General features: G+C 60.7%; 21 protein-coding genes. 19 read left to right on the forward strand and 2 right to left on the reverse strand.

Translation table 11 applies throughout. The features are described 5' to 3' along the window. The first annotated feature begins 146 nt into the window (after window positions 1-146). The 8 genes from HX898_RS32475 to HX898_RS32510 all read left to right on the forward strand — a co-directional run bounded on the left by HX898_RS32475 (window position 147) and on the right by HX898_RS32510 (window position 9437). Entirely contained in the window at window positions 147-539 is a 393-nt protein-coding gene (locus tag HX898_RS32475) for a DUF779 domain-containing protein (RefSeq protein ID WP_138334984.1), read from the forward strand. A 104-nt stretch (window positions 540-643) separates the two neighbouring features. After that, a complete protein-coding gene (locus HX898_RS32480; RefSeq protein WP_138334966.1) occupies window positions 644-1240 on the forward strand; it encodes a DJ-1/PfpI family protein in 597 nt (198 codons plus the stop codon). Window positions 1241-1265: 25 nt separating this feature from the next. Beyond that, window positions 1266-1616, forward strand: a complete 351-nt coding sequence (locus tag HX898_RS32485; RefSeq protein ID WP_138334965.1) for a ribbon-helix-helix domain-containing protein — start codon at window positions 1266-1268, stop codon at window positions 1614-1616. A 166-nt stretch (window positions 1617-1782) separates the two neighbouring features. Then, complete coding sequence (locus HX898_RS32490) at window positions 1783-2490, forward strand: SDR family NAD(P)-dependent oxidoreductase (protein WP_171600726.1); 708 nt, start codon at window positions 1783-1785, stop codon at window positions 2488-2490. Between the two features lie 238 nt (window positions 2491-2728). Beyond that, window positions 2729-3862 carry a calcium:proton antiporter gene (locus HX898_RS32495; protein ID WP_138334963.1) on the forward strand — a complete coding sequence of 378 codons (1134 nt, stop codon included), beginning with the start codon at window positions 2729-2731 and terminating at the stop codon, window positions 3860-3862. A gap of 129 nt (window positions 3863-3991) precedes the next feature. Further along, entirely contained in the window at window positions 3992-4756 is a 765-nt protein-coding gene (locus tag HX898_RS32500) for a DUF4239 domain-containing protein (protein WP_138334962.1), read from the forward strand. 272 nt (window positions 4757-5028) lie between these two features. Then, window positions 5029-6225 (forward strand): efflux RND transporter periplasmic adaptor subunit, encoded by a 1197-nt coding sequence (locus tag HX898_RS32505; protein ID WP_138334961.1) that lies wholly within the window; start codon window positions 5029-5031, stop codon window positions 6223-6225. Between the two features lie 41 nt (window positions 6226-6266). Beyond that, window positions 6267-9437 carry a multidrug efflux RND transporter permease subunit gene (locus HX898_RS32510; protein WP_171600725.1) on the forward strand — a complete coding sequence of 1057 codons (3171 nt, stop codon included), beginning with the start codon at window positions 6267-6269 and terminating at the stop codon, window positions 9435-9437. Between the two features lie 94 nt (window positions 9438-9531). Here HX898_RS32510 and HX898_RS32515 read toward each other — a convergent pair whose 3' ends face one another. Beyond that, window positions 9532-10344 (reverse strand): hypothetical protein, encoded by an 813-nt coding sequence (locus HX898_RS32515; RefSeq protein ID WP_138334959.1) that lies wholly within the window; start codon window positions 10342-10344, stop codon window positions 9532-9534. A gap of 266 nt (window positions 10345-10610) precedes the next feature. After that, complete coding sequence (locus HX898_RS32520) at window positions 10611-13133, reverse strand: methyl-accepting chemotaxis protein (protein WP_180196778.1); 2523 nt, start codon at window positions 13131-13133, stop codon at window positions 10611-10613. 869 nt (window positions 13134-14002) lie between these two features. Here HX898_RS32520 and HX898_RS32525 point away from each other — a divergent pair. The 11 genes from HX898_RS32525 (at window position 14003) to nuoD (ending at window position 23982) form a co-directional block, all read left to right on the forward strand. Next, a complete protein-coding gene (locus HX898_RS32525; RefSeq protein ID WP_138334957.1) occupies window positions 14003-14503 on the forward strand; it encodes an NADH-quinone oxidoreductase subunit J in 501 nt (166 codons plus the stop codon). Further along, complete coding sequence (gene nuoK, locus HX898_RS32530; RefSeq protein WP_026265523.1) at window positions 14503-14805, forward strand: NADH-quinone oxidoreductase subunit NuoK; 303 nt, start codon at window positions 14503-14505, stop codon at window positions 14803-14805. The genes HX898_RS32525 and nuoK overlap by 1 nt, the downstream gene beginning before the upstream one ends. Before the next feature lie 5 nt (window positions 14806-14810). Then, the gene (locus tag HX898_RS32535; protein WP_180196779.1) at window positions 14811-16274 is read left to right on the forward strand and encodes a monovalent cation/H+ antiporter subunit D family protein; all 1464 of its coding nucleotides are present in this window, start codon (window positions 14811-14813) and stop codon (window positions 16272-16274) included. Further along, on the forward strand, window positions 16271-16525 hold the full coding sequence (locus HX898_RS32540; RefSeq protein ID WP_063474349.1) for a hypothetical protein: 255 nt from the start codon (window positions 16271-16273) through the stop codon (window positions 16523-16525). Before HX898_RS32535 ends, HX898_RS32540 begins: the two co-directional genes overlap by 4 nt. Next, window positions 16518-18278, forward strand: a complete 1761-nt coding sequence (locus tag HX898_RS32545; protein ID WP_180196780.1) for a Na(+)/H(+) antiporter subunit D — start codon at window positions 16518-16520, stop codon at window positions 18276-18278. The genes HX898_RS32540 and HX898_RS32545 overlap by 8 nt, the downstream gene beginning before the upstream one ends. 8 nt (window positions 18279-18286) lie before the next feature. Beyond that, complete coding sequence (locus tag HX898_RS32550; RefSeq protein ID WP_180196781.1) at window positions 18287-19762, forward strand: NADH-quinone oxidoreductase subunit M; 1476 nt, start codon at window positions 18287-18289, stop codon at window positions 19760-19762. After that, on the forward strand, window positions 19759-21198 hold the full coding sequence (locus HX898_RS32555) for an NADH-quinone oxidoreductase subunit N (protein ID WP_138391160.1): 1440 nt from the start codon (window positions 19759-19761) through the stop codon (window positions 21196-21198). Before HX898_RS32550 ends, HX898_RS32555 begins: the two co-directional genes overlap by 4 nt. 150 nt (window positions 21199-21348) lie before the next feature. Continuing rightward, window positions 21349-21714 carry an NADH-quinone oxidoreductase subunit A gene (locus HX898_RS32560; protein ID WP_138334953.1) on the forward strand — a complete coding sequence of 122 codons (366 nt, stop codon included), beginning with the start codon at window positions 21349-21351 and terminating at the stop codon, window positions 21712-21714. Beyond that, a complete protein-coding gene (locus tag HX898_RS32565) occupies window positions 21702-22205 on the forward strand; it encodes an NADH-quinone oxidoreductase subunit B (protein WP_063474344.1) in 504 nt (167 codons plus the stop codon). Before HX898_RS32560 ends, HX898_RS32565 begins: the two co-directional genes overlap by 13 nt. Beyond that, a complete protein-coding gene (locus HX898_RS32570) occupies window positions 22202-22738 on the forward strand; it encodes an NADH-quinone oxidoreductase subunit C (RefSeq protein WP_180196782.1) in 537 nt (178 codons plus the stop codon). Before HX898_RS32565 ends, HX898_RS32570 begins: the two co-directional genes overlap by 4 nt. Before the next feature lie 29 nt (window positions 22739-22767). Further along, a complete protein-coding gene (nuoD, locus tag HX898_RS32575) occupies window positions 22768-23982 on the forward strand; it encodes an NADH dehydrogenase (quinone) subunit D (RefSeq protein ID WP_138391162.1) in 1215 nt (404 codons plus the stop codon). The last annotated feature ends 8 nt before the right edge of the window (window positions 23983-23990 follow it).

The following is a 23990-nucleotide window of genomic DNA, read 5'->3' on the forward strand; positions in this document are numbered from 1 at the left end:
TAATGCGTTGAATTGCCTCGCTCCAAAAACGTATCTTCTTGCCGAAACTTCAACGAGGTGAGCTGTCGGAGCGGCATCGTAAGTCCCTCCCCTTGTGGGGAGGGGTTGGGGAGGGGAATTCCTCCCGAAACTTTGGAGGAAGAATGATGGAAACCACCGTCAACGGCGAAGCGCGTGTTCTGGCAACCGACACAGCTCTCGATCTGATCGCAGAAATCAAGCGGGATCATCCCGATATCCTCTTCCACCAGTCCGGCGGCTGCTGCGACGGCTCCTCGCCCATGTGTTATCCGGCTAACGAATTCATGATCGGCGACAGCGACGTCAAGCTCGGCGAGATCGGCGGCGTACCTGTTTATATCAGCGCCAGCCAGTTCGAGGCGTGGAAGCATACGCAGCTGATCATCGACGTCGTGCCCGGCCGCGGCGGCATGTTCTCGCTCGACAACGGCCGCGAGAAGCGCTTCCTGACCCGTTCCCGCCTCTTCGGCGGCGGCGAGGCTTGCGCATTGCCTGATGTGAAGGTCAGGGCGATTTAATGGTCGCCTTATCGGGTGCGAATTTTGACTGTAGTATTCCCATAGTACCTGCTCTCCACAGCTCTTTGCTACTCTCCGCCAGTTGGTTTCAAAGGGAGGAAACGATGCCAGCTTCAAAGATCCTGATGATCACCGGTGATTTCACCGAAGATTATGAAACGATGGTGCCGTTCCAGACGCTGCTCGCCTGCGGCTATACGGTCCATGCGGTCTGCCCCGGCAAGAACGCTGGCGAGACCGTCGCCACCGCCATCCACGATTTCGAAGGCGACCAGACCTATTCCGAAAAGCGCGGCCATAATTTCGCGCTGAACGCCACTTTCGACAGTGTGCGCGCCGAAGATTACGATGCCCTCGTCATCCCCGGCGGCCGCGCGCCCGAATATCTTCGCCTCAATGCCGACGTCCTCAAATTCGTCCGGCACTTCTTCGACGCAGGAAAACCCGTCGCCGCCATCTGCCATGGCGCACAACTGCTCGCCGCAGCCGGCGTTTTGAAGGGCCGCACCTGCTCGGCCTATCCCGCCTGCCGGCCGGAGGTCGAACTTGCTGGCGGCATTTATGCCGACATCGCTATCAGCGATGCAGTCTCGGACGGCAATCTGGTCACGGCGCCCGCTTGGCCGGCGCATCCGTCGTGGCTGCGCCAGTTCATGGCCGTGCTCGATGCCGCAACACTGCTCGAAACCAACGCCGCCTGAGGAGGGCGGCACCGGGGAGGACGATATGTGTGAACTGTTCATCAAGGCGGATGCTCGGCTCTGGGAAAGCGCCACCCGGTCGCTGCGCATCGACGGCATGGTCACCAGCGTCAGGCTGGAAAATTTCTTCTGGTCGAAGCTGGAGGAAATCGCCCGCCGCGACGGCATGAATGTCGTCCAGCTGATCACCCGGCTGCATCATGAATCGATCGATGCAGGCCACGATCTCGGCAACTTCACGTCCTTCCTGCGGGTCTGCTGCGCTCGCTATCTCGACCTGCAGCTCACCGGCGACATCCCGGCCGATGTCACCCGTCCCATCGCCGGCCTCGACGCGCCTGTCATCCTCGGCCGCGAGCGCGAGAAATATCATTGAAAGCCGGTCCGGCAGACGATCAAAGACGAACGGCCCGCGGATAGCTCCGCGAGCCGTTTCGCAAACATCTGACCTTGTCTTGGGCGGCGGGCTTGCGCTGCAGCGCAGCCTGGATCAACAATGCGCGGCACCGTCCAGCGCGGGCACCGTCAGGAGATCGATTGTCATGAAAGACCAGAAAGCCGTGATCGTCACCGGAGCCGGCGGCAACCTCGGCAGCGCCGTTGTCCGCGAGCTTGCCAATGCCGGCGCAAAACTCGTCTGCATGAACCGTTCGAGCCATGAGCTGGAAGCCTTGGCCGGCGATCTTCCTGCCTCTACGGAATTTCTGTCGATCGCGGGAACGGATCTCACCGATTATGCTTCCTGTGCCGCCGCTGTCGCCCGGGCCGTCAAGCGCTTCGGCGGCGTGAGCGCATTGGTCAACACCGTCGGTGGTTTCCAGATGGGGCCAGTCGGGCCGGAGGCGCCCGCGCAGTGGGAGACGATGATGACTGCAAACGCCCGCACTGCGCTGACCATCAGCGCCGCGGTTCTCCCGACCATGAAGGCGGCCGGCTACGGCCGTATCGTTCATATCGCTGCCGCGCCCGGCCTGAAGGCCGGCGCCAAGCAGGCCGCTTACGCCGCCTCGAAAGCCGCCGTCATCCGGCTGACCGAGGCGATCGCTGCCGAATGCCGCGACGACCGCATCACCGCCAACTGCATCCTGCCCGGGACGATCGACACGCCTGAGAATCGCGCGGCCATGCCCGATGCGAAGACGGACGGCTGGGTATCGCCGCAATCGATCGCCTGCCTCATCGCCTTCCTGATTTCGCCGGCCGCAGCCGTCGTCACCGGCGCGGCAATCCCGGCGACCGGCCGCGAATAACGGAAGACGTGGCGTGATCGATCGCCCGCGATTGCTACTTTGTCGAGATCAGTGGGTGATGACACGACAGAGTCCTGCAAGTTTTATTCAGTGACACACGATCTGGCTTGAGCTTCGGTTCGCCTTGAGGCAGCCTCGTCTGCGTCCTGCTCATGGGACGGGCAGGAGAACAGCGGGCGGACACCATGGTGTTGATGATCGCATTGCGGCGGCATTTGCCAGAAGGCGGATGGTTTCGATGACGGAGGGTCCGGCATTGCGCGCCGTCGGCGCAACCAGCCTGGTGCGCGAGGAATGGTTCCTCGGCGTCAGCGTCGCGACCAGCCTGGCGTTCCTTACCTTCCAGGAGCAGCTCTTCGGGCAGCTTTCCGATCCCCTTTGGTTCACTGTGGTTTTCGTCTGGCTGTTTGCCGTCGTCCTCGGCTCCGCTCTGTCGGTCGTGCGGCATGCGGATCACCTGGCGGAGCGGTTGAAGGAGCCTTACGGCACCCTCATTCTGACGCTCGCCATCACCTCGATCGAGGTGATGGCAATATCCGCCGTCATGCTTCACGGCGAGAACAACCCCACGCTTGCGCGCGACACGCTCTTTGCGGTCGTCATGATCATCCTGAACGGCATGGTCGGCCTGTCCTTGCTGCTGGGCGCATGGCGGCGACCGGAACAACAGCATAACCTGCAGGGCGCCAACGCCTATCTCGGGGTCATCGTCCCGCTGGCGACCCTGAGCCTGGTGATGCCGACATTTCTTGCGGGCCCAGACGGACAGCATCCATCCGCATCGAGACAACTGATACTGGGTATAATATCGGTCGGTCTTTACGCTACGTTTCTGTTTCTTCAGGCCGGCCGTCATCGGGACTATTTCGCCGACGACAGCAATCGGCACGAGCATCATGGTGAACATGCTCCTCCCCGCGGGCCGGTCTGGCCTCATGCCATTCTGCTTTTCGCCTATATGGGTCCCGTCGTCTTTCTGGTCGAACAGCTTGCGCGGCCGATCGATTACATTATCGAAACCCTGCATGCCCCAACCGCATTTGGCGGTGTTGTCATGGCCATCCTTGTGGCGACGCCCGAGGCAATCAGCGCCGTGCGTGCATCCATCGCCAACAATCTTCAGCGCGCCGTCAACATCTTCCTTGGTTCGGTATTGTCGACGATCGGGCTGACCGTGCCGGCGATGCTTGTCATCAGCCGTCTTTACGGGCACCCGGTAACCCTCGGCCTGGAACATGGAGATCTGGTGATGCTCCTGCTCACTCTTGCCGTTAGCATCATCACCTTTGCCAGCGGCCGCACGCATCTCATGCAAGGTGCTGTCCATCTGGTGCTTTTTCTGGCTTACGTGCTGCTGATTTTCCAGCAATGAAACCCGCCCGATTGCGGCCGCACAAGATCAGGAAAGTAAAGAGTTCCGCGCTTGGTCTGTCTTCCGCTATGATAGCAGCACAGCTTGCAAGGTGACTGCAGGACTTACGTGGCGATACGGAGACAGGGCTTGGGCTCACTGTTGGTTGGCGGGCTTGTATTTGTTTTCCTGTCGATGGCAACATCGTTAGGATTGATGGTGCGCGGCCGCTTGCCGGATCACCATCTCAATGCAGAATCCAAGGACGTCATCAGGCTGGCGACCGCAGTGGTGGGAACGCTGTCGGCCCTGGCGCTCGGCCTTCTGATCGCATCCGCCAAGTCGTCCTATGACAATGCCGAAGTGGAAATGAGAACGGCGGCGGCACGGGTACTCCTGCTTGACCGGGTCATGGCGCAATACGGGCCGGAAACCGACAAGGCACGTCAATTGCTGCGTGAACTCATCGAGAAACGGCTGAGCCGTGGCTGGACTGCCGAGACCATCGACGAGACATCCGGCAATGCGCCGGGGGAATATCAGGATATCGAGGCGGTTCAGGCCGACCTTCGATCCCTGGCGCCGAGGGATGCCGTGCAGCACTCTCTCCAGGCGCGTGCGCTGGAAGTGAGCGGCATGGTGGCCGAGACCCACTGGCTGTTGGTCGAATCCGGCAAAGAGGGCTTGCCCTGGGCTTTTTTGACCGTTCTCGTCTGTTGGCTTTCGCTGCTCTTTGCGACCTTCGGGCTGCAGGCGCCGGCCAATCCGACGGTGCTGTCAATTCTGCTCGTCTGCGCCCTGTCCGTCGCCGGCGCCATCTTCCTGGTTTCGGATATGGCGAACCCATATGTTGGGCTGATCCGTGTTTCGGATGCACCACTACAGTTTGCCATCGAACGGCTGGGGAAACCATAGCCGCATCATGGCATCCGTCGAGGACGAGCTCACAGTTTAATTGTGCACCAGCAGCTATTGCAATTTTTAGCAATGCCGCGACATAATATCGCATGCCCGGAACTTTTCGGAGAGGGGTCGTCTCCACCGAGGCACGCATGAAGACTACGGCGCCGCGCGTCTATTCAGACGCGCAAAAGACGCAGTAGCTCGTTGAAATTGCTTCATAATTCAACAAACCGATTCGATTTGATGAATTATGTAGTAGGCTCGTAAACATCGGGGCGGCGGCAATGCGTGTGAGATTGTATCAGGGTCTGCACCTGTCTGTGGTGCTCGCCGGCATGGCAATTCTCAGTGGCTGTGAGGAAAGCGGCAATACTTACGTTGCCCCTCCTCCACCTCCGGTTCGGGTCGCCCAGCCGATCCAGCAACCGGTGACGCTCTATTTCGAACTCACCGGCAACACGGCGCCGCTCAACTCCGTCGATATCGAGGCGCGCGTCCAAGGCTACGTCCAATCGATCGACTACCAGGACGGCATGACGGTGATGAAGGGCACCAAGCTCTTCGGAATTGAACGCAACACCTATCAGGCGCAACTGGATCAGGCGAAGGCGTCACTCGCCTCGCAGCAGGCTTCCCAAGTCGGCGCAAAGCAGGAGTATGACCGCCAGCTCAATCTGTCGAAGCAACAGGTCACCACCCAGACCGCGGTTGACAGCGCCAAGGCGACCCTCGACGAAGCGAATGCATCCATCCTCAACGCTCAGGCCAATCTCGATCTCGCGACGATCAACCTCGGATATACGGAGGTGCTTGCCCCGTTCGACGGCACCGTCACCGATCACCTCGTCGATATCGGCGCGCTCGTCGGCGTATCCGGTCCCACCAAACTCGCCAGCATCGTTCAGACGGATCCGCTTTATGCCTATTTCAACGTCAGCGAAACCCAGGTGCTGATGATCAAGGAAACCCTGGCAAGGCAGGGGCGCACCTTCAAGCAGACGGATCTTCCAAGCATTCCGGCAGAACTCGGCCTGCAGACCGAGGAAGGCTACCCGCATAAGGGACATCTCGATTACGTCTCGCCGCAGCTCGATGCCTCCACAGGCACGCTTCAGGTGCGCGCCCTCTTCGACAACAAGGACCACGCCATGCTGCCCGGTCTCTTCGTGCGGGTTCGGGTGCCGGTCGGCCATAATGACAAGGCTCTGCTGGTGCGCGACGACGCCATCGGGACAAACCAGCTGGGCAGCTACCTGCTTGTTCTCGGCAAGGACGACGTCGTTGAGCAGAAGCAGGTCAAGACCGGCCAGCGTGAAGGTCCGCTTCGGGTTATCCAGTCCGGCCTCGATCCGGCTGACTGGGTGGTGACCCAAGGTATCCAGCAGGCCATTCCCGGCAGCAAGGTCACCCCCGAGAAGATGGAAATGAACCCGACGGCCAATGCCGCCGGCGATGCCAAGGCCAAGACCACCACGCAATGAATCCGCCGCCATGCTTCATCTGAACGTCTAAGGACACCAGCATGATCTCGCGTTTCTTCATCGAGCGACCGATACTCGCCAATGTTCTGGCGTTGGTTTTCGTGCTCATCGGCGCGGTGGCCCTGTTCCAGCTGCCTGTGGCGCAATATCCGAATGTCGTTCCGCCGACGGTGCTGGTGACGACGCGCTTCCCGGGCGCCAGCGCCCAGACCCTCGTCGATACCGTCGCGCTGCCGATCGAGCAGCAGGTCAACGGCGTGCAGGACATGCTCTATATGCAGTCGACGAGCGCCAGCGACGGCACCTATTCCCTGACCGTGACCTTCGCCATCGGAACGGATCCGGACCAGGCCCAGGTTCTGGTGCAAAACCGCGTCGCCATAGCGATGTCATCGCTTCCCGAAGCGGTGCAGCTTCAGGGTGTGACGACGCAAAAGAAGTCGACGGCGATCCTCGGCTTCGTCAGCCTGACCTCGCCCGACAGCCGCTATGACAGCCTGTTCCTGTCGAACTACGCCGTCATCAATCTGCAGAATGAACTCGCCCGCCTGCCGGGTGTCGGCAACGTCACGGTGTTCGGTGCCGGGCAGTATGCCATGCGCATCTGGATGGATCCGAACCTGCTGCAGGCACGCGGCCTGACGCCACAGGATGTGGTCAGCGTCGTGCAGCAGCAGAGCCAGGAGGTTGCCGCCGGCCAGATCGGCATTCCGCCGGTGCCGAAGGGGCAGGTCTTCCAATACACGCTGAACGTCAATGGCCGATTGAACGAGGCGGCCGACTACGAAAACATCGTCGTCAAGGTCGAGAGCGGACAGGGCGGCCGCATTACCCGCATCCGCGATATCGGCCGCGTCGAACTCGGCGCCCAGACTTACAGCCAGTCCTTCATGCAGAACGGCCGACCGGCGGCTGGGATCGGCATTTTTCAGCTGCCGGAGGCGAATGCCATCGCGGTGGCCCAAGCGGTGAACACGAAAATGCAGGAGCTCTCGAAGAGCTTCCCGCCGGGCCTCGAATATCACGTGCCGTTCGACACGACGAAATTCGTCGAGGCTTCCATTGACGAAGTTTACGTCACCTTGATCGAGGCCGGCGTTCTCGTTCTCATCGTCATTCTCGTTTTCCTGCAGGATTGGCGGGCGATGCTGGTGCCGGCGACCACAGTTCCGGTCACCATCATCGGCGCCTTCGCGGCCATGGCGGCACTGGGCTTCACCGTCAACCTGTCGACGCTGTTTGCCATCGTTCTCGCCATCGGCATCGTCGTCGATGATGCCATCGTTATCGTCGAGGGAGTCGCCCGACACATCGAGGCGGGCATGTCCGGCCGAAAGGCGGCCGAAAAGGCGATGGAGGAACTGCTCGGCCCGGTCATCGGCATCACGCTGGTGCTGATGGCCGTTTTCATTCCGGCCGCCTTCCTGCCCGGCCTGACCGGACAGCTCTACCGGCAATTCGCGCTCGTCATCGCCGCCACGGCACTGATCAGCGCGATCAATGCCGTCACGTTGAAACCGACGCAATGCGCCCTTTGGCTGCGGCCGCCGGCCGCGCCCGAGAAACGCAACATCTTCTATCGCGGCTTCAACAGGGTCTATGACAGGGGTGAACGCAGCTATGCCGGGCTGATCGGATCGATGACCCGCCACAGCGGCATCATGGTCATAGCAGCACTTGCGCTGATCGGTGTCGCCGTCTGGGGGCTCGCCCGGCTGCCGACTGCGTTTCTGCCCATCGAGGATCAAGGCTATGTGCTGATCAGCGCGCAGTTGCCAGATGGCGCGTCGAAGGAACGCACGGACACGGTGATGGAAGAGGTCGGCAAGATCGCCGAAGCCACGCCCGGCGTCGATCAGGTGCTGACCATCAGCGGCATTTCCGTTCTCGACAACAATGCCAGCCTGCAGAATGCCGGCGTCGCCTATGTCGTGCTGAAGGATTGGGACGAGCGCGGCAAGGAAAAGGGACAAGATCTGCTGTCGATCTACCAGCATTTGAATGGCGCGCTGCAAAGTGTGCTGGCCGCCAAGACGCTGGTGGTCGTGCCGCCTCCGATCCAGGGCGTCGGCAATGCCAGCGGCTTTACCATGCAGGTCGAGATCAGGAACGGCATTTCCGACTACCCGCTGCTGCAATCGCTTGCCGATACGATCGTCAAGAACGGCAGTGCCCAATCGTCGCTGCAAAGGCTGAGCACGCCTTTTCGCTCGAACGTGCCGCAACTCGCGGTTTCCGTTGATCGGATAAAAGCGGAGACGCTGGGAATTACGGTGGGCCAGGTCTTCTCCGCTCTCTCCGGCTATGTCGGATCGAGCTATGTCACCCAGTTCAACAAATTTGGCCGCACCTTCCAGGTCTATGCGCAAGCCGCTTCCGACTTCCGGGTCAGCGCTGAAGACATCCGCAATCTGAAGGTCAAGGCCGGTGACGGCACGATGGTGCCGCTCGGCACGGTCGTCGATGTCACGACGACACAAGGCCCCTCCCTGATCAGCCTCTACAATCTCTACCCGTCCGCAACCATCGTTGGCGGGCCTGCCGCCGGCTTCAGTTCCGGCCAATCGCTCGACGTCATGGAGCAGATTGCCGATCAGACACTGCCGCCGGGCACGGGCTTCGAGTGGACGGCGCTGTCCTATCAGGAGAAGGCCGTGGGCGGGCAGATCTATTTCATCTTCGCGCTTGCCATGCTCCTCGTCTATTTCGTGCTCGCCGGCCAGTATGAAAGCTGGCTCTTGCCGCTGGCAGTCCTTCTCGCCGTGCCGCTCGCTCTCCTCGGCACGGTGGCAGCGCTTATGGCAGCCGGCGTTGCCAACAACCTCTATACGCAGATCGGCCTTATCCTGCTGATCGCGCTTGCGTCGAAGAATGCCATCCTGATCGTCGAATATGCTAGGGAAAGGCGGGCGGAAGGCATGGAAATACTGGATGCGGCCGTCGAAGCCGCCCGCTTGCGTTTCCGGCCAATTCTGATGACGTCCTTCGCCTTTATCCTCGGCGTCCTGCCGCTGGTGCTGGCGACCGGCGCCGGCGCATCCGCCCGCAAATCGATCGGCATATCTGTTTTCAGTGGCATGATCGCCTCGACCTGCCTCGCCGTGCTCTTTGTCCCGTCCTTCTACGTCCTGTTGCAGCGCCTCGAGGAATATTGGAAAGGGCGCACAAAGACCGCGGGCCTCGCCGAAACGGAGATATCGAAGGTTCAGTAAGGCTGTGGCAACAGCCTGTCGCGCGATCACTTGCGGTTTCGCGCGGAAGCAGGTTGCCGTTGGGGGGCTCCTCAGCCGGAGATTCGAACAGACGCTATAGTCCCGAGGTCAGCACCCTATGACAGGCAGGCGACACGCGTTGCAGATTGTCCCGCAGGCAAGCCATAGCTCGCCCTCCGCCCAAAGGCACCATGCGACACAGCGCCTGAAAATCCGATCCGCAGGTTTCGCGCAGGATCATCAGTTCCTCGCGTGGCGAGAAGGCCGGCATCATGGCTCGAGGAGCAGGCGTCGTCGCAACCGTCGCCGCGGCACCGCCGGCGGCTGGGGTTGATCCGACTGATCCTCCGCCGGTTGATCCTCCCAATGCCGCAACGGCTTGCTGACACGGCGCCGACAGAGCGGCATTGTGCTGCTGCAGGCAACTGAGTGCTTCGGAGCCGCCCGGTGTGACGCCGGAGCATTGCGCCATGAAATCGCGTTGGCAGGCCGATTTGACGGCGTTGCGCTGCGCCTGCGTCGGCTGATGCGCCGGTGCGCCCGTCGCAGGTGCCGGACTGGTCGCCCCAGTCGTTGCTGGCGCCGCCGGAGCCGGCTCCGCAGATGTCGACTTGGGTTTGCTCACCGCCGACACCGCCTTCCGGCAGCCCGCTGACAGTGTGGCATTATGCTGTTGCAGACAGGTGAGCGCCTCGATGCCGCCCGGCGTCACCCCTGAACATTGCGCTATGAAATCGGAGCGGCATTCCGCCCTGATCGCATTGCGCTGCTCTTCAGTCGGCGCCTGCGCGGAAGCGACACCGGCAAAGAGCACCACGACAAAGAGCGCTGGCAATCCCGAGACTGTAAACGGAAGACGACACCTTGCGTGCGGAGCCGTCAGTAAAGAAGATGCCCATTTTCGCATTATTCCTCCCCCCATAAATCTCTGATCTACTTCATGAAGTCGAACACCCTGCTGAATAGGATAATAAACGCCCGCCAATTGGAGGGACGTTGCTTGCCGCTGCGAAAATATTAAAACGCCGGCTCCACGTATATTAGAATATTGCTATTTTAGCAACGATCGTGCGCCTGAAAACTGATCAAGGGAAACGTATCACTCATCAGCCTTCTGATCGGAAACCACGCATCTCAAAGCAAATTAACAGGTTCTGCGAATACATGCTGCTGTTATGCCGCAGCCTCGTACCCTCTTGAAGCCGGGCTCTCGCGGCCTTCAAGCCGAAAGCGTGCAATCATGTCGGTAAGTGCAAGCGCCTCGGACGATAGCTGTCGGGTGGCAGCATTCGTCTCTTCCACCATCGCCGCATTTTGTTGCGTCATTCGATCAATATCGTTCACCGATGCGTTGATCGAATGGAGTGTCGTCGCTTGGTCGCGGCTTGACGAGGCGATGAGCTCGATATGACCGACGATGTGGACGATCTCGCTGGAAATCTCCATCAGCGCATTGCCGGTGCGGCCGACGAATTCGGAGCCGGACGCAACCTCGCGGACGGAATTGTTGATGAGTTCGCCGATTTCCTTGGCTGCGCGAGCCGATCGCTGCGCCAGCTCCCGCACCTCCTGTGCCACGACAGCAAAGCCCTTGCCGGCCTCACCCGCTCTTGCCGCTTCGACTCCCGCATTTAGGGCCAAGAGATTGGTCTGGAAAGCGATGGCGTCGATGGCGCTGACAATCTGAACAATCTTGCCCGACGCGTCCTCAATCCGTCCCATGGCCGAAACCGCGTTTTGGACCACCGAAGCCGAGGCGTCGGCGCCCTGTTTGGCGCGTTGGACAAGCGCAAGCGCTGCTGCTGCCCGTCCCGAAGAGGTGTTGACGGCGGAAGAAATCTCCTCCACTGCCGCTGCGGTTTCTTCAAGTGCAGCCGCCTGCTTTTCCGTTCGGCTGGCCAGGTCATCAACGGCTTCCGCCATCTGTCGGCCATTGTCGCTGATAAGAGAAGACGTCTCGCGGATATCGCAGAGCGTCTCCCTGAGACCCGCCACCGACATGTTGAAATCGGTGCGGATCCGGTCGAGTTCGGAGGCAAAGGGCGTATCGATCGAAAAATTCAACTCCCCGCGCGACAGCCGTGTGAGTCCCTCTGCAAGCGCCTCGATTGCGGCGTCAACCTGGGCTTTGGCGCTACGTCGCTCGAGTTCGTTGAGGGCGCGCTCAGATTCCGCATCACTACGCGCGATCTCGGCCTGTTGTTCCATTTCGACATTCGACAGGGCATTTTGTTTGAAGACGGAAAGCGCACGCGCCATTTCCCCGATTTCGTCGCCCCGTGCCTCGCCGGTAATTGCGGTATCGAGCCTTCCCTCTGCGATCTTGCGCATCGCTGCGGTAATCTGGGTGATCGGTCCCTTCAGGGTGACGACCAGCGCCGCACCCGCGGTCATAGCGATCAGTATGCCGATGACAATCGCGCCGCCGGATATCCTATTGGCCTGTTGACGATCCTGCCCAGCATTTTGCCTCTGTGTCTCGGCGAATTGAGCAAGCAGGTTCCAGGTGTTGTCGATCTGCCCAGCAGCGCTGTCGAACTCAGCCAGCTTGCGCACCGCACCTTCGGAGAGCGCTGCCGCGTTCGCCGCAAGCAAATCGAGGACGGGTTGAGCCTTCTTCGGAATTTCGGCAAAGACCGGATCGTCGTTCACCACGCCGGCGAGACGGCCGAGCTCGGTCTGATACATGTAGATCGACTGCTGGACTTTCTTCACTCGCGCGTCGTCTGGATTGCCGGCGAGTTCGGCGAAGCCGACGCGGATCTCGTTATTGCTGTTAACGATGGCGCGCAGTTCGTTGCCGACATTCGTCGCCTGAGAGATATCCTTGTCCGACGCGGCAAGCGCAAGCACGGAGGTCCGCATCAGATCGTCGCCAATCGTCTTGAGACTGTCGCCAGTTGCAGCAAGATTGGCGACGGCGGCATCCGTTGTTGGGACATCCAAAGTGTCAGGCGACACCTTCGAAGCGTTGGCGATGGCATCCACAGCAGCGGCATACTGCGCGGCGAGGGCTTCGGTCGCTACAGCAGGCGAAAGCTGCTCCTTGGCCTTTTGCAAATCGGGCGCATATTTGGCTAGCAGGCTAACTTTGTCAGCCGGCGTCGTCGCGTTCGCATAGTCATTGCGAAGTTTTGTCGCGACACTGGCGGCGGCGCTGATGGAAACGGAATTGCTCAGGCCGCTCTTGTTGGCATTTTCCATCTTTTTCGCACTGGCCATCAGCATGAACGAGCGCTTGCCAACCTGCCCTTGCAGGTCAAGAAGTGCCGCGGAAGCAGCGTCCACATCACTGAGAATTTTCTGCTGTCCCGTTTCGATTTGCCAAATCGCTTCGATCTTTTGTGGAATGATTTGCGATTGATCAAGCGCCCGGTCAAGAAGCCCCACATCAGTCGTCGCCCTTAGCCTCTCGATCGTCTGCTTCAGGGTTGCCAGTTGCTCTCGGGCGTCCGCAAGCGCGGTATCACGAGCTTCCTGCGACGGCTTCATCAGAAAGCCGGTCATGCTGGAAGAAACATGTTTGAACCCGTTCAGGGACTGCAAAACGTGGTTGGAGATCTCCATCCGTCCCTCGAGAAGGCTGGACGCGTAGTACCCCGTCAGTCCCACTGCGCATAGGCTAATGACGAATGGCGCCAAAAGTACGAGCACCTTCGTCTGAATGCGAACCCGCGACATCAAACCATTTACCACGAATGCACCCTCGCCACCGATTGGAGCTAAGCTGTCATTCTTTGTTTAAGAACCGATAAATGGGTTGATTCGAGAACTATGCACGCTTCACCTATCGAGGCGAGGACGTGGTTCAGACGCTCGAACGGGCATATAGGCAGATCGGCCATTCATCATCGCCTGGCCTTGTTGCGGCCCCCTGCTGAGGGGTTAACTCCTCGATCACATCTGGAAACGCAAAAAGCCCTCCTTGTCGGAGGGCTTTTGTGTTTTGGTCTCTGGAGTGTATTGGGGAATCTGGTTGCGGGGGCATGCTTTGCCCCGTTCGGGTCTTAAAACAGTCCAGTGGACTGTTTTATCGGGCGAGGCCCGAGCGACCGCTCACCCTTCAGGTTATGAGCCTGGCGAGGCGAGGCGGATAAGTAATCGATCGAGTGAATCGATTGTCCGCCGAGCGGGCTGCTCCACGAAGAGCGTTTGATTTTTGGAAGGAAGTTTGGTTTCGGTTTCAGGATTTGTGTTTTCTGTCCCGCTGCGTCGGCTTCGCCTTCTTGCGGGGGCCTGAAGCCACAGAGACTTGTAACTTCGGCGAAACAGCCGGTGTTATTTGGAAGAAATTTCCCACTACGCCGTAACAAAACGTCGGTACCGACCGGCTCAAGCCATTTGCCTATGGAACAATAAAATCGGTACGGCGCTATCGAAAGCGCGCGCTTCGCAAGCGACCTTCGCCACATCCGGACCGACCCGGTCTTGCTCCGCCAATGACAATAATCTTGTGAAAAATCCAATATTAGGGCACAATTTGTGAACGCATCGGAAGTTGCGGCGCAATCTCAAATCCGGCCGTCTCGCGCCGGGTAGCGGTTCGCGTCGGAGGGTCGGCGTCGATGGATCCGGGGTTCTTTCTTCTGTTCGCTACGGTGTCCGTGATCACGGCCCTGACGGTGGTCTTGGCCCGGAATCCGGTGCACAGCGCATTGGCGCTGATGGCGTGTTTCCTCAACATCTCGGCAATCTTCGTTATGCTCGAGGCGCCGTTGCTCGCGGTGATCCAGATCTTCGTCTATGTCGGCGCGATCATGGTCCTGTTCCTGTTCGTGATCATGATGATCGATGTACGTGAAGCGGTGTTGCAGCGGTTCTTGCCGGGCCGCAACCTGCCGGCCATGGTGCTGCTCATCCTGCTTGGGATCGAGATGCTTGTGCTGGTGCTCTGGAGCGACCGCTTTTCGATCACGGAGCCCGCTGCCATGGGCGGCGGCGATCAGATCAGGCAGCTCAGCACGACACTTTTCGCCGACTATCTCCTGCCGTTTGAAGCTGCGTCCGTCATCCTTCTGGCCGCCCTGGTCGGCGCCATCGTGCTGGCGCGGAAGGAGCAGGGATGATGGTTCCGCTCTCGTGGTACATTCTACTCGGAGTGGTCCTGTTCGTGATCGGAGCAGCGGGCGTGCTGGTCAGGCGCAATATCCTGGTCGTGCTGATGTCGCTGGAGCTGCTGCTCAACTCGGTCAACATCAATTTCATCGCTTTCGGGCGTTACTACGGCGATTTCCGCGGGCAGATCTTCGCGATCTTCGTCATCGCAATCACCGCGGCGGAAGTTGCCGTCGCCCTCGGTATCCTGGTCGCCCTCGTGAGGAACAAATCCACCCTCAAGGTCGACGAAGTGACCATGATGAAAGGATAGCGGCTTTGGACCCGGTGATATCGATCCGGCCGCTGCTTGCCGTCGCCATAGCAGGCCTGGCGGCCCTTGCCGTTCTCCTTCTGCACAACCGCGAGAAGCTCCGCGATATCGTCTCGCCGCTCGCTGCAATCGCCATGTTCGCGATTGTCGTCTCGATGGCGCCCACGGTGCTGGCGGGCGGGACGGTCGATTTGCGCCTGTTCGAAATTTTGCCGGGGATAGACTTCGCTTTCCGGGTAGATGCGCTCGGCATGGTATTCGCCACCGTCTCGTCGCTTTTGTGGATCGTGGCGGCGATCTATTCCATCGGCTACATGCGCCACTTGAACGAGCATGCGCAGACTAGGTTCTTCGCCTGCTTCGCCACCAGCCTCGCGGCGGCCGTCGGGGGCGCCTTTTCCGCCAATCTGTTCACGCTGGTGATCTTCTACGAGATGCTTAGCCTCGTGACCTATCCGCTTGTTTACCACCACGAGGATGAACAGGGATGGGCGGGCAGCCGCAAGTACCTCGTCTATTTGATGGGCGCGTCGAAAAGCCTGCTTCTCGCGGCGCTGGCGTTGACCTACCACATTGCGGGGTCGCTCGATTTTGTGGCGGGGGGGCTGCTCTCGCGGGTCGATGCCTCGGCCCCGATGCTTACTGTCGTCTATTTCTGCTATCTCTTCGGTTTTGCCAAGGCTGCGGTGATGCCGATGCACGCCTGGCTGCCTGCCGCGATGGTGGCGCCGACACCGGTCAGCGCGCTCCTGCATGCAGTGGCAGTGGTCAAGATGGGCGTGTTCTGCGTGCTGCGGGTGGTATTCCACATTTTCGGCACGGGGCTGGTGGGCGGGCTGGGGCTGGGCATCGCCACGGCCTATCTGGTCTCCTTCACGATCCTGATGGCGTCCGTCTATGCCCTGACGCGGGACGACCTGAAGGCGAGGCTCGCCTATTCGACGGTCAGCCAGCTCTCCTACATCGTTCTGGGCGCGGTTCTGTTGTCGCCGGTCGCGATGGTCGGCGGCATCATCCACATTGCGGCTCATGCGTTCTCCAAGATCACCCTCTTCTTCTGCGCCGGCTCGATCTTTTGCGCGTCGGGAAAGCGGAATATCAGCGACATGGCCGGCATCGGCCGCAGGCTGCCTTGGACGATGGGTGCTTTTTTCGTCGCCTCGCTGAGCGTGATCGGGGTGCCGCCGACCGCGGGCTTCGTCAGCAAGTGGTATCTGGCGCGGGGCTCGGTGGAGGCGGGCGAAATTGCGTTCCTGGTCGTGCTCCTTGCGAGCTCGGTCCTGAACGCAGCTTATTTCCTGCCTGTCAGCTATGTCGCTTTTTTCGGGACGGAAGCGCAGGAGAGCCCGGCGACGGTCCGTGAAATTCCGATGATGACGATCCCGCTGATTGCGACCGCCATCTTGTCGGTGTCGATGGGCATCTTTCCCGGCTATTTCCTCGCCCTGGCGGAAGGAGTTGTCAGATGATCAAGCGTGTCGTCGACTTCTTTGGTGACGAGGAACATGCGAGCCAGCGCCGCCGGCTGTTCTATCTGGTGCTCGTTCTGATCGTCATCGCCGACTTTCTGGTCCACCGCGAACACGCCGAATACCTGTGGGACCGCCTGCCGGGCTGGTCGGCCGTCTACGGCTTCTTATCCTGCGTGCTGCTGATTTTCGTTTCCAAGTTCCTCGGCCATCGGGCTGGGCTCATGCGGCGCGAGGACTATTATGACTGACTTCGTCCATCCCGCCCTGCTGTTCATTCTCGGCGCCCTGCCGATCCCTTTCCTGAACGGATCGATCCGCAAAGCCTATCTGCTGCTGATCCCGGCGCTGGCGATCCTCGCCGTGCTGACGGTACAACCGGGAAGCTACGGCGCGACGCAGTTCATCGGGCAGGAAATCCTCATAGCCAAGGTCGACAAGCTGAGCATCGTCTTCGCCACCGTTTTCACCATCATGGCGCTGATCGGAACGGTCTATGCGCTACACCTGCCTCGCCCCGGCCAGCATGTCGCTGCATTTGTCTACGTCGGCAGCGCCCTCGGCATCGTGTTCGCCGGCGACTACCTGACGCTCTACCTGTTCTGGGAAGGCATGGCGTTTGCCTCTGCCTATCTGGTCTTCGCCCAAGGCGGCCGACAGGCGATCGCCGCCGGGTTCCGGTATCTCATGGTCCATATCACTGGCGGCGTCGTCCTACTGGGCGGCGTCATTCTCTACGGGTTCTCGACTGGCTCGCTGCTCTTCGGCCCGATCGCAGGCGAGATGGGCGTCGGCGCTTACCTGATCCTTGCCGGGTTCATGCTCAACGCCGCTGTGCCGCCGCTCAACGCATGGCTGACCGACGCTTACCCGGAGGCGACTGTCACCGGCGCGGTGTTCATGAGCGCCTTCACCACCAAGACCGCCGTCTATGTGCTGGCGCGGGCGTTTCCGGGAACTGAACTTCTCGTTTGGCTCGGCACCGCGATGGCGCTCTACGGCGTCGTCTACGCGGTGCTGGAGAACGACTGCCGGCGGCTACTGGCCTATCACATCGTTAGCCAGGTGGGCTACATGGTGGCGGGCGTCGGCGTCGGCACCGAGATGGCGGTGAACGGGGCCACCAGTCATGCCTTCGCACATATCCTCTACAAGGCGCTCTTGTTCATGGGTGCTGGGGCGGTGATTTACGTCACCGGCCGGCGCAAGCTCACCGAGCTTGGTGGGCTCTACAAGACCATGCCGGTGACCGTGGCGCTCTACATGGTTGGCGCTTTCGCGATTTCGGCATTTCCATTCTTCTCGGGCTTCGTCACCAAGTCGATGGTGGTGGCCGCCGCCGGACAGGATCACCGCGCTGTGATGGTGCTCGCGCTGACGATGGCGTCGGCGGGGACGTTCCTGCACACCGGACTGAAGCTGCCATACTACATGTTCTTTGGCACCGACCGTGGGCTGGAGGCGCGGGAGCCGCCCCGCAACATGCTGGTTGCGATGGGCATGGCGGCGGTGCTCTGCATCGCGATCGGGGTGTTCCCTCAGCCGCTTTACGATCTTCTGCCCTATCCGGTGGACTACGAACCTTACACCGGCGTCCATGTCACCGAGAGCCTTGGCGTGCTGATGTTCACCGCCTTGGGTTTTGTCATATTCCTCAGGGCGCTCGACCCCGAGAACACGATCAGCATCGACACCGATTGGTTCTACCGCAAGGGCGCACGGGTCTTCATGTGGATCGCCGGAAAACCGCTGGCGCGCTACGAGAAGGCGGTGAGCGACGTGTCCGAGACTGCTGTGTTGCCTTTCCTGCATGGGGCGGCGCGAATGGGACTGCGGATCGATGTCACCGGCGTTGACGCCGTCGTGAACGGTGTCGCCCGCTTGACCCTGCGCGGCGGCGGGGCGCTGCGGCGGCTCCAGACCGGCGTCGTGACCCATTACGTGCTGGCGATGATCGCCGGTGTGATCGCAGCCACCGTCGTCTTCGCCGTGGCGTGGCGGTAGGGGGTGCGATGGAGTTCCCGCTACTCAGTCTCATCATGTTCACGCCCGTCGCCGGGGCGGTGGTTCTGATGTTCCTCCACAGCGACGATGCGGTGCGGTGGACAGCGCTGGGTGTCACCGTCCTCGACCTTGCTCTCTCCATCGCTATGCTGGCCAGCTTCGACACAACGACCCACGCGATGCAGTTCACCGAGACGCACCCGTGGGTGCCGGCACTCGGGATAACCTATGCGCTTGGTATCGACGGGATAAGCGCGCTCTTCGTGTTCCTGACAGCGCTGTTGGGCTCTATCTGCGTGCTCGCCTCGTGGGTCGCGATCGATCGCAAGGTGAAGGAGTTCATGGTCAGTCTGCTCACCATGCAGGCGCTGATGCTGGGGGTGTTCTGCGCGCTCGACCTGTTCCTGTTCTACGTCTTCTGGGAGGCGATGCTGATCCCGATGTACCTGATCATCGGCGTCTGGGGTGGCGAAGGCCGGGTATATGCGGCGCTCAAGTTCTTCCTCTACACGCTGGCGGGCAGCCTCCTGTTCCTCATCGGTGTCATCGTGCTCTATTTCAACGGCGGCGAGACCTTCGACATCCTCGCGCTGACAGCGCAGGATTTGCCGTTCCCGGTCCAGTCCTGGCTGTTCTTCGCCTTCCTGATCGCCTTCGCCGTCAAAGTGCCGATGGTGCCGGTCCATACCTGGCTGCCGGACGCCCATGTGCAGGCGCCGACGGCAGGCAGCATCATCCTTGCAGGGGTGCTCCTGAAGATGGGCGCCTACGGGTTCCTGCGGTTCTCGCTGCCGATGCTGCCGGAGGCGTCGGTGTATTATTCGACGCTGATGCTTTCGCTTTCGGCGCTTGCGATCGTCTATGGCGGGTTGCTTGCGCTGGCGCAGGACGACCTGAAGAAGCTGGTGGCCTATTCCAGCATCAGCCACATGGGCTTCGTGACGATGGGGATTTTTGCATTGAACCTGCGCGGGCTCGAGGGCGGCATCCTGCAAATGTTCAATCATGGCGTAACGACGGGCGCCCTGTTCCTGTTCGTCGGCCTGATTTACGAGCGGACACATACGCGCAGCATCGCCGAATATGGCGGGTTGATGAAGGCGGCGCCGGTCTACACAGCGTTTCTCGCGCTGTTCACCCTATCGTCGATGGCGCTGCCGGGAACGAATTCGTTCATAGGCGAATTGCTGGTGTTGTCCGGCGGGTTTGCGGCCAACCTGGCCGTCGGCGCGGCGGCCGTTTCGGGCGCGTTGCTGGGCGCGGCCTATCTGCTTGGCATGTACAGAAAAGTCGCGCTCGGTCCCGCCAGCGTCGGCGCCCGGTTCAAGATATGCGACGTGAACGCCCGCGAGATGGCAGCGATCCTGCCGCTGGCCGTGTTAGTGCTGTGGGTCGGGCTCTATCCGAAACCCTTTCTCGGCATCATCGACGTCTCGGTGAAGCATCTGCTGGCTCAGGTGCACGATAAGGGGAGCGGCCCATGACCGCCGCAGCACTTTTCCAGTCGGCTCTCGCAAGCCTGCCCGAGATCGTGGTGATCACTGGAGCCTGCATCCTGCTGATCCTGGGACAACTTGTGCGCAGGGGGCAGGAATATTTCCTGGTCTGGGCTTCCGTCGCGATCGTGCTGATTGCCGCCTTGGCGACACTCATTCTTTCGAGCGAGGTGCGGCCGGCCTATACGGGCATGTTCGTCGCCGACCGCTTCGCGGTCTTCTTCAAGTTCGTGTTCTACCTGGCCACCATCCTGACATTCCTCCTTTCGCGAAAATATGCGGATATCGAGGGGATCGGGAGCAGCGAATACTATGTCCTGCTGCTCTTTGCGCTTTCGGGAATGATGATCATGGCCTCGGCGACCGATCTCCTCTCGATCTATGTGGGCCTCGAACTGATGGTGCTCTGCACCTATGTGCTGACCGGATTCCTGCGGCGAGAGCGGCGGTCAAACGAAGCGGCGCTGAAATACGTGATCCTTGGCGCGGTCTCGACCGGGATTTTCCTTTACGGCGTTTCGCTGGTCTACGGGCTCACCGGTACGACGCAGCTGGACGGGATGGCTGCGGCGGTCACCGGCGATCCGCTCGATCCCGGATTGTTGCTGGCGGTGGTCTTCATCGTCGCGGGGCTGGTCTTCAAGGTCGGCGCGGTGCCGTTCCATATGTGGTTGCCGGACGTCTATGAAGGCGCACCGACGACGATCACCGCCTTCATGTCGGTCGGCCCCAAGGCGGCGGGGTTCGCAGTGATCCTGCGGGTGTTCCTCAACCCGCTGGTAGCAGCCTCGGACGTTTGGATCATCGTCGCGGTCATTGCCGTGGTGACGATGGCGCTCGGCAGTTTCGTGGCGCTGGTGCAGGATAATTTCAAGCGGCTCCTCGCTTATTCCAGCATCGCCCATGCCGGGTTCGCCCTTTTTGGCGTGGTGGCCGGCGGTGCCGACGGGATCGCCAGCGTGATGCTCTACCTGCTGATATACTCTTTGATGAATCTCGGCATTTTCGCCACCGTCATCATGATGCGGAACGGCAATTTCTCGGGCGAGGTTATCGAAGACTACTCGGGTTTCGCCAAGTCCCGTCCCGGGCTCGCGCTTCTGATGCTGCTCTATCTGTTCTCGCTCGCCGGCATTCCGCCGACGGCCGGGTTCTTCGCCAAGTTCTATGTGCTGGTCGCGCTCGTCGAGCGAGGTTTCGTCATGCTGGCGGTGATCGCGGTGCTGCTGAGCGCCGTCGCCGCCTACTTTTACATCCGCATCGTCATGGTGATCTACATGCGCGAGCCGGAAAGGACGTTCGACCCGGCGCTGACGCCCTCGGTGCGCGCCACGCTCGCCTTCACCGCCTTGGGCACCATCGGCATCGGCCTGTTTCCCGCCTGGTTTCTGAGGCTTGCTCAAAACTCGGTGTTTGGCGGCTGACCGATTGAATTTGCAATGATCTGCCCGACGGAATAAACTCGAAGCTCAAGAAAGGATTGCCCAAGTCGATTCCCCGGGGCGACCGCATTACGGCCCTGAACAGGGGCGGCGGCCCGAGAAAAGCCTGCAGTGGGCAACCGGTGCAGTGATATGACTGCAATGGAATTCTTGCCGGTTCTTTTCATGGTCGCCGGAGTTGTTCTGGTGACAGGGGCGACGCTTTTTGTCTCCTCACTGCTGCGCCCGTCCAATCCCTATCCCGAAAAGAACATGCCCTATGAATGCGGCATGGACCCAGCAGGCGACGCCGCCGGGGGCCGCTTCAGGGTGCAGTTCTTTATTCTCGCGATCCTGTTGGTCGTCTTCGATGTCGAGACGATGTTCCTCTTTCCCTGGGCCGTTGTCCTGAAAGACATCGGGCTCGTCGGTTATGTCGAGATGTTCGTCTTCATAGTGCTGCTTCTTGTGGGCTTCGCCTACGCCTGGCTGAAGGGAGCGCTGGAATGGGAGGCGTAAACAATGCGATCCGCGACAGTGTGCTGTTCACCACGGCCGAGAGCGTTATCAACTGGAGCCGAAAATCGGCGCTGTGGCCCGAGACCTTCGGAATTGCCTGCTGCGCCATCGAGATGATCTCGGCGGGGTGCGCCCGCTATGATCTCGACCGGTTCGGCGTGGTGTTCCGGCCTTCGCCGCGCCAGTCCGACGTGATGATCATCGCCGGCACCGTGACGCGGAAATTCGCTCCCGTCGTGCGCAGGCTCTATGACCAGATGCCGGAGCCGCGCTGGGTTATCGCCATGGGCACCTGCGCTATCTCGGGCGGGGTCTACAATACCTATGCCGTGGTGCAGGGAGCGGAGACCTTCGTGCCGGTGGACGTGCATGTGCCCGGCTGCCCGCCGCGGCCCGAGGCGCTGATGCATGGATTCCTGCTACTTCAGGAGAAGATCAAAAAATCCCGAGCACTGGCCGGGACTCCTCTGGGTCGGGTTGCAGCGTCATGAGTGTGGAGACGCCCCTCATCTGCACTACGATCACGGAGCGTTTCGGCGAGGCAATCGACGATCTTGGCTTCGCGCATGGTGTACATGCCTTCGCCGCTCCGCCTGACATGATCGTCGAGCTTTGCCGGTTTCTGAAGGAACACCCGGCGTTGCGGTTCAACTTCCTGTCGGACATCTGCGGGGTCGATCATTATCCTGAGATGCCACGCTACGAGACGGTGTACCACCTCTATTCGCTACCGAACAAATTGCGCGTTCGCATCAAATGCCGCCTCGCCGATCCGCCGCGGGTCCCGTCGGTGACGGGGATCTGGCGAACCGCCAATTGGCATGAGCGCGAAGCCTGGGATATGTACGGGATCAGGTTCGAGGGCCACCCCGATTTGCGCCGGATCTACATGTGGGAAGGGTTCGAGGGCTTCCCGCAGCGCAAGGATTTTCCGCTCCGTGGCTACAAGGACAAGCTGAACCCGTTTGGCGCCGAAGGCACGCCACCGACGCAGCCCGACCTCGCCACCAAGAACATTCCATAAGGGAGGCCGCTCCACGCCGGGAACTTAAAATGACCGAAGTCACCGAATTGATCAGCCCGCAAGGCGAAGCGTTCGACACCAAGGAGGTGCTTCTCAATCTCGGCCCCCAGCACCCCAGCACGCATGGGGTTCTTCGGCTCGTCCTGGAATTGGACGGCGAGTACGTCAAGCGCGTGGATCCACACATCGGCTACCTCCATCGCGGCACCGAAAAACTGGCGGAGAGCTTCACCTACACCCAGATTTTTCCGCTCACCGACCGGCTCGACTACCTCTGTCCACCGTCGAACAACCTCGCCTTCGCGCTGGCGGTGGAGAAACTCCTCGGCATAGAAGCACCGATCCGCGCACAATATATCCGCGTGATGATGGCCGAGCTGGCGCGGATCTCCGGCCATGTCCTGATCACCGGCGCGCTGCCGATGGACCTCGGCGCCATGACCGCCTTGCTTTACGCCATGCGGGAGCGCGAAATGATCATGGACCTCCTGGAAATGATCAGCGGTGCGCGCATGCACACGTCCTTCTGCAGGGTTGGCGGAGTGCGCGAGGATCTGCCTGACGGTTTCCTTCCCAAGATCAGGGAGTTCTGCGACATCTTCCCGAACCGGATCCGCGACTATGAGCGGTTGCTCGAAAACAACCGGGTGTTCCTGAAGCGCACGCAGGGGATCGGCGTGATCTCCGCCGAGGACGCCATCGATCTTGGCCTGAGCGGTCCGAACCTGCGCGCTTCGGGCGTCGACTGGGACATCCGTCGCGACGAGCCCTATGAGATCTATGACCGGCTCGACTTCAACGTCATCACGCGCGACGAGGGCGACTGCTATGCGCGCTGGCAATGTCGGGTCGAGGAAATGCGCGAGAGCGTCCGGATCATCGAGCAATGCCTCGACCAGATGCCCGAGGGGCCGTTCCAGATCGACATGCCAACAATCGCCTTCCCGGTGGACAAGGACAAGGTGCATTGCTCGATGGAAGCACTGATCCAGCATTTCGACCTGTCGGCCTATGGCTTCAAGGTGCCGAAGGGCGAGGTCTATTCGGCGATCGAGGCGCCAAAGGGCGAGCTTGGCTTCTATATCATCAGCGACGGGTCGCCAAAACCATTCCGCATGAAGGTGCGGGCACCCTCGTTCGTCAACCTTCAGGGACTGTTCGGGGTGACCAACGCCCGCTATCTGGCGGACATGATCGCCGTGCTCGGCAGTCTCGACCCAGTGATGGCGGAGGTGGACAAGTAGCAGGGATT

The organism is Rhizobium sp. WYCCWR 11128 (assembly GCF_013416305.1).
GTDB lineage: Bacteria > Pseudomonadota > Alphaproteobacteria > Rhizobiales > Rhizobiaceae > Rhizobium > Rhizobium indicum.

Bases quoted from the DNA above. Each gene is read 5' to 3' on its own strand.
- HX898_RS32475 (WP_138334984.1), top strand. From the start codon at position 147: ATGGAAACCACCGTCAACGGCGAAGCGCGTGTTCTGGCAACCGACACA.
- HX898_RS32480 (WP_138334966.1), top strand. From the start codon at position 644: ATGCCAGCTTCAAAGATCCTGATGATCACCGGTGATTTCACCGAAGAT.
- HX898_RS32485 (WP_138334965.1), top strand. From the start codon at position 1,266: ATGTGTGAACTGTTCATCAAGGCGGATGCTCGGCTCTGGGAAAGCGCC.
- HX898_RS32490 (WP_171600726.1), top strand. From the start codon at position 1,783: ATGAAAGACCAGAAAGCCGTGATCGTCACCGGAGCCGGCGGCAACCTC.
- HX898_RS32495 (WP_138334963.1), top strand. From the start codon at position 2,729: ATGACGGAGGGTCCGGCATTGCGCGCCGTCGGCGCAACCAGCCTGGTG.
- HX898_RS32505 (WP_138334961.1), top strand. From the start codon at position 5,029: ATGCGTGTGAGATTGTATCAGGGTCTGCACCTGTCTGTGGTGCTCGCC.
- HX898_RS32510 (WP_171600725.1), top strand. From the start codon at position 6,267: ATGATCTCGCGTTTCTTCATCGAGCGACCGATACTCGCCAATGTTCTG.
- HX898_RS32515 (WP_138334959.1), bottom strand. From the start codon at position 10,344: ATGCGAAAATGGGCATCTTCTTTACTGACGGCTCCGCACGCAAGGTGT.
- HX898_RS32525 (WP_138334957.1), top strand. From the start codon at position 14,003: ATGGATCCGGGGTTCTTTCTTCTGTTCGCTACGGTGTCCGTGATCACG.
- nuoK (WP_026265523.1), top strand. From the start codon at position 14,503: ATGGTTCCGCTCTCGTGGTACATTCTACTCGGAGTGGTCCTGTTCGTG.
- HX898_RS32540 (WP_063474349.1), top strand. From the start codon at position 16,271: ATGATCAAGCGTGTCGTCGACTTCTTTGGTGACGAGGAACATGCGAGC.
- HX898_RS32545 (WP_180196780.1), top strand. From the start codon at position 16,518: ATGACTGACTTCGTCCATCCCGCCCTGCTGTTCATTCTCGGCGCCCTG.
- HX898_RS32550 (WP_180196781.1), top strand. From the start codon at position 18,287: ATGGAGTTCCCGCTACTCAGTCTCATCATGTTCACGCCCGTCGCCGGG.
- HX898_RS32555 (WP_138391160.1), top strand. From the start codon at position 19,759: ATGACCGCCGCAGCACTTTTCCAGTCGGCTCTCGCAAGCCTGCCCGAG.
- HX898_RS32560 (WP_138334953.1), top strand. From the start codon at position 21,349: ATGACTGCAATGGAATTCTTGCCGGTTCTTTTCATGGTCGCCGGAGTT.
- HX898_RS32565 (WP_063474344.1), top strand. From the start codon at position 21,702: ATGGGAGGCGTAAACAATGCGATCCGCGACAGTGTGCTGTTCACCACG.
- HX898_RS32570 (WP_180196782.1), top strand. From the start codon at position 22,202: ATGAGTGTGGAGACGCCCCTCATCTGCACTACGATCACGGAGCGTTTC.
- nuoD (WP_138391162.1), top strand. From the start codon at position 22,768: ATGACCGAAGTCACCGAATTGATCAGCCCGCAAGGCGAAGCGTTCGAC.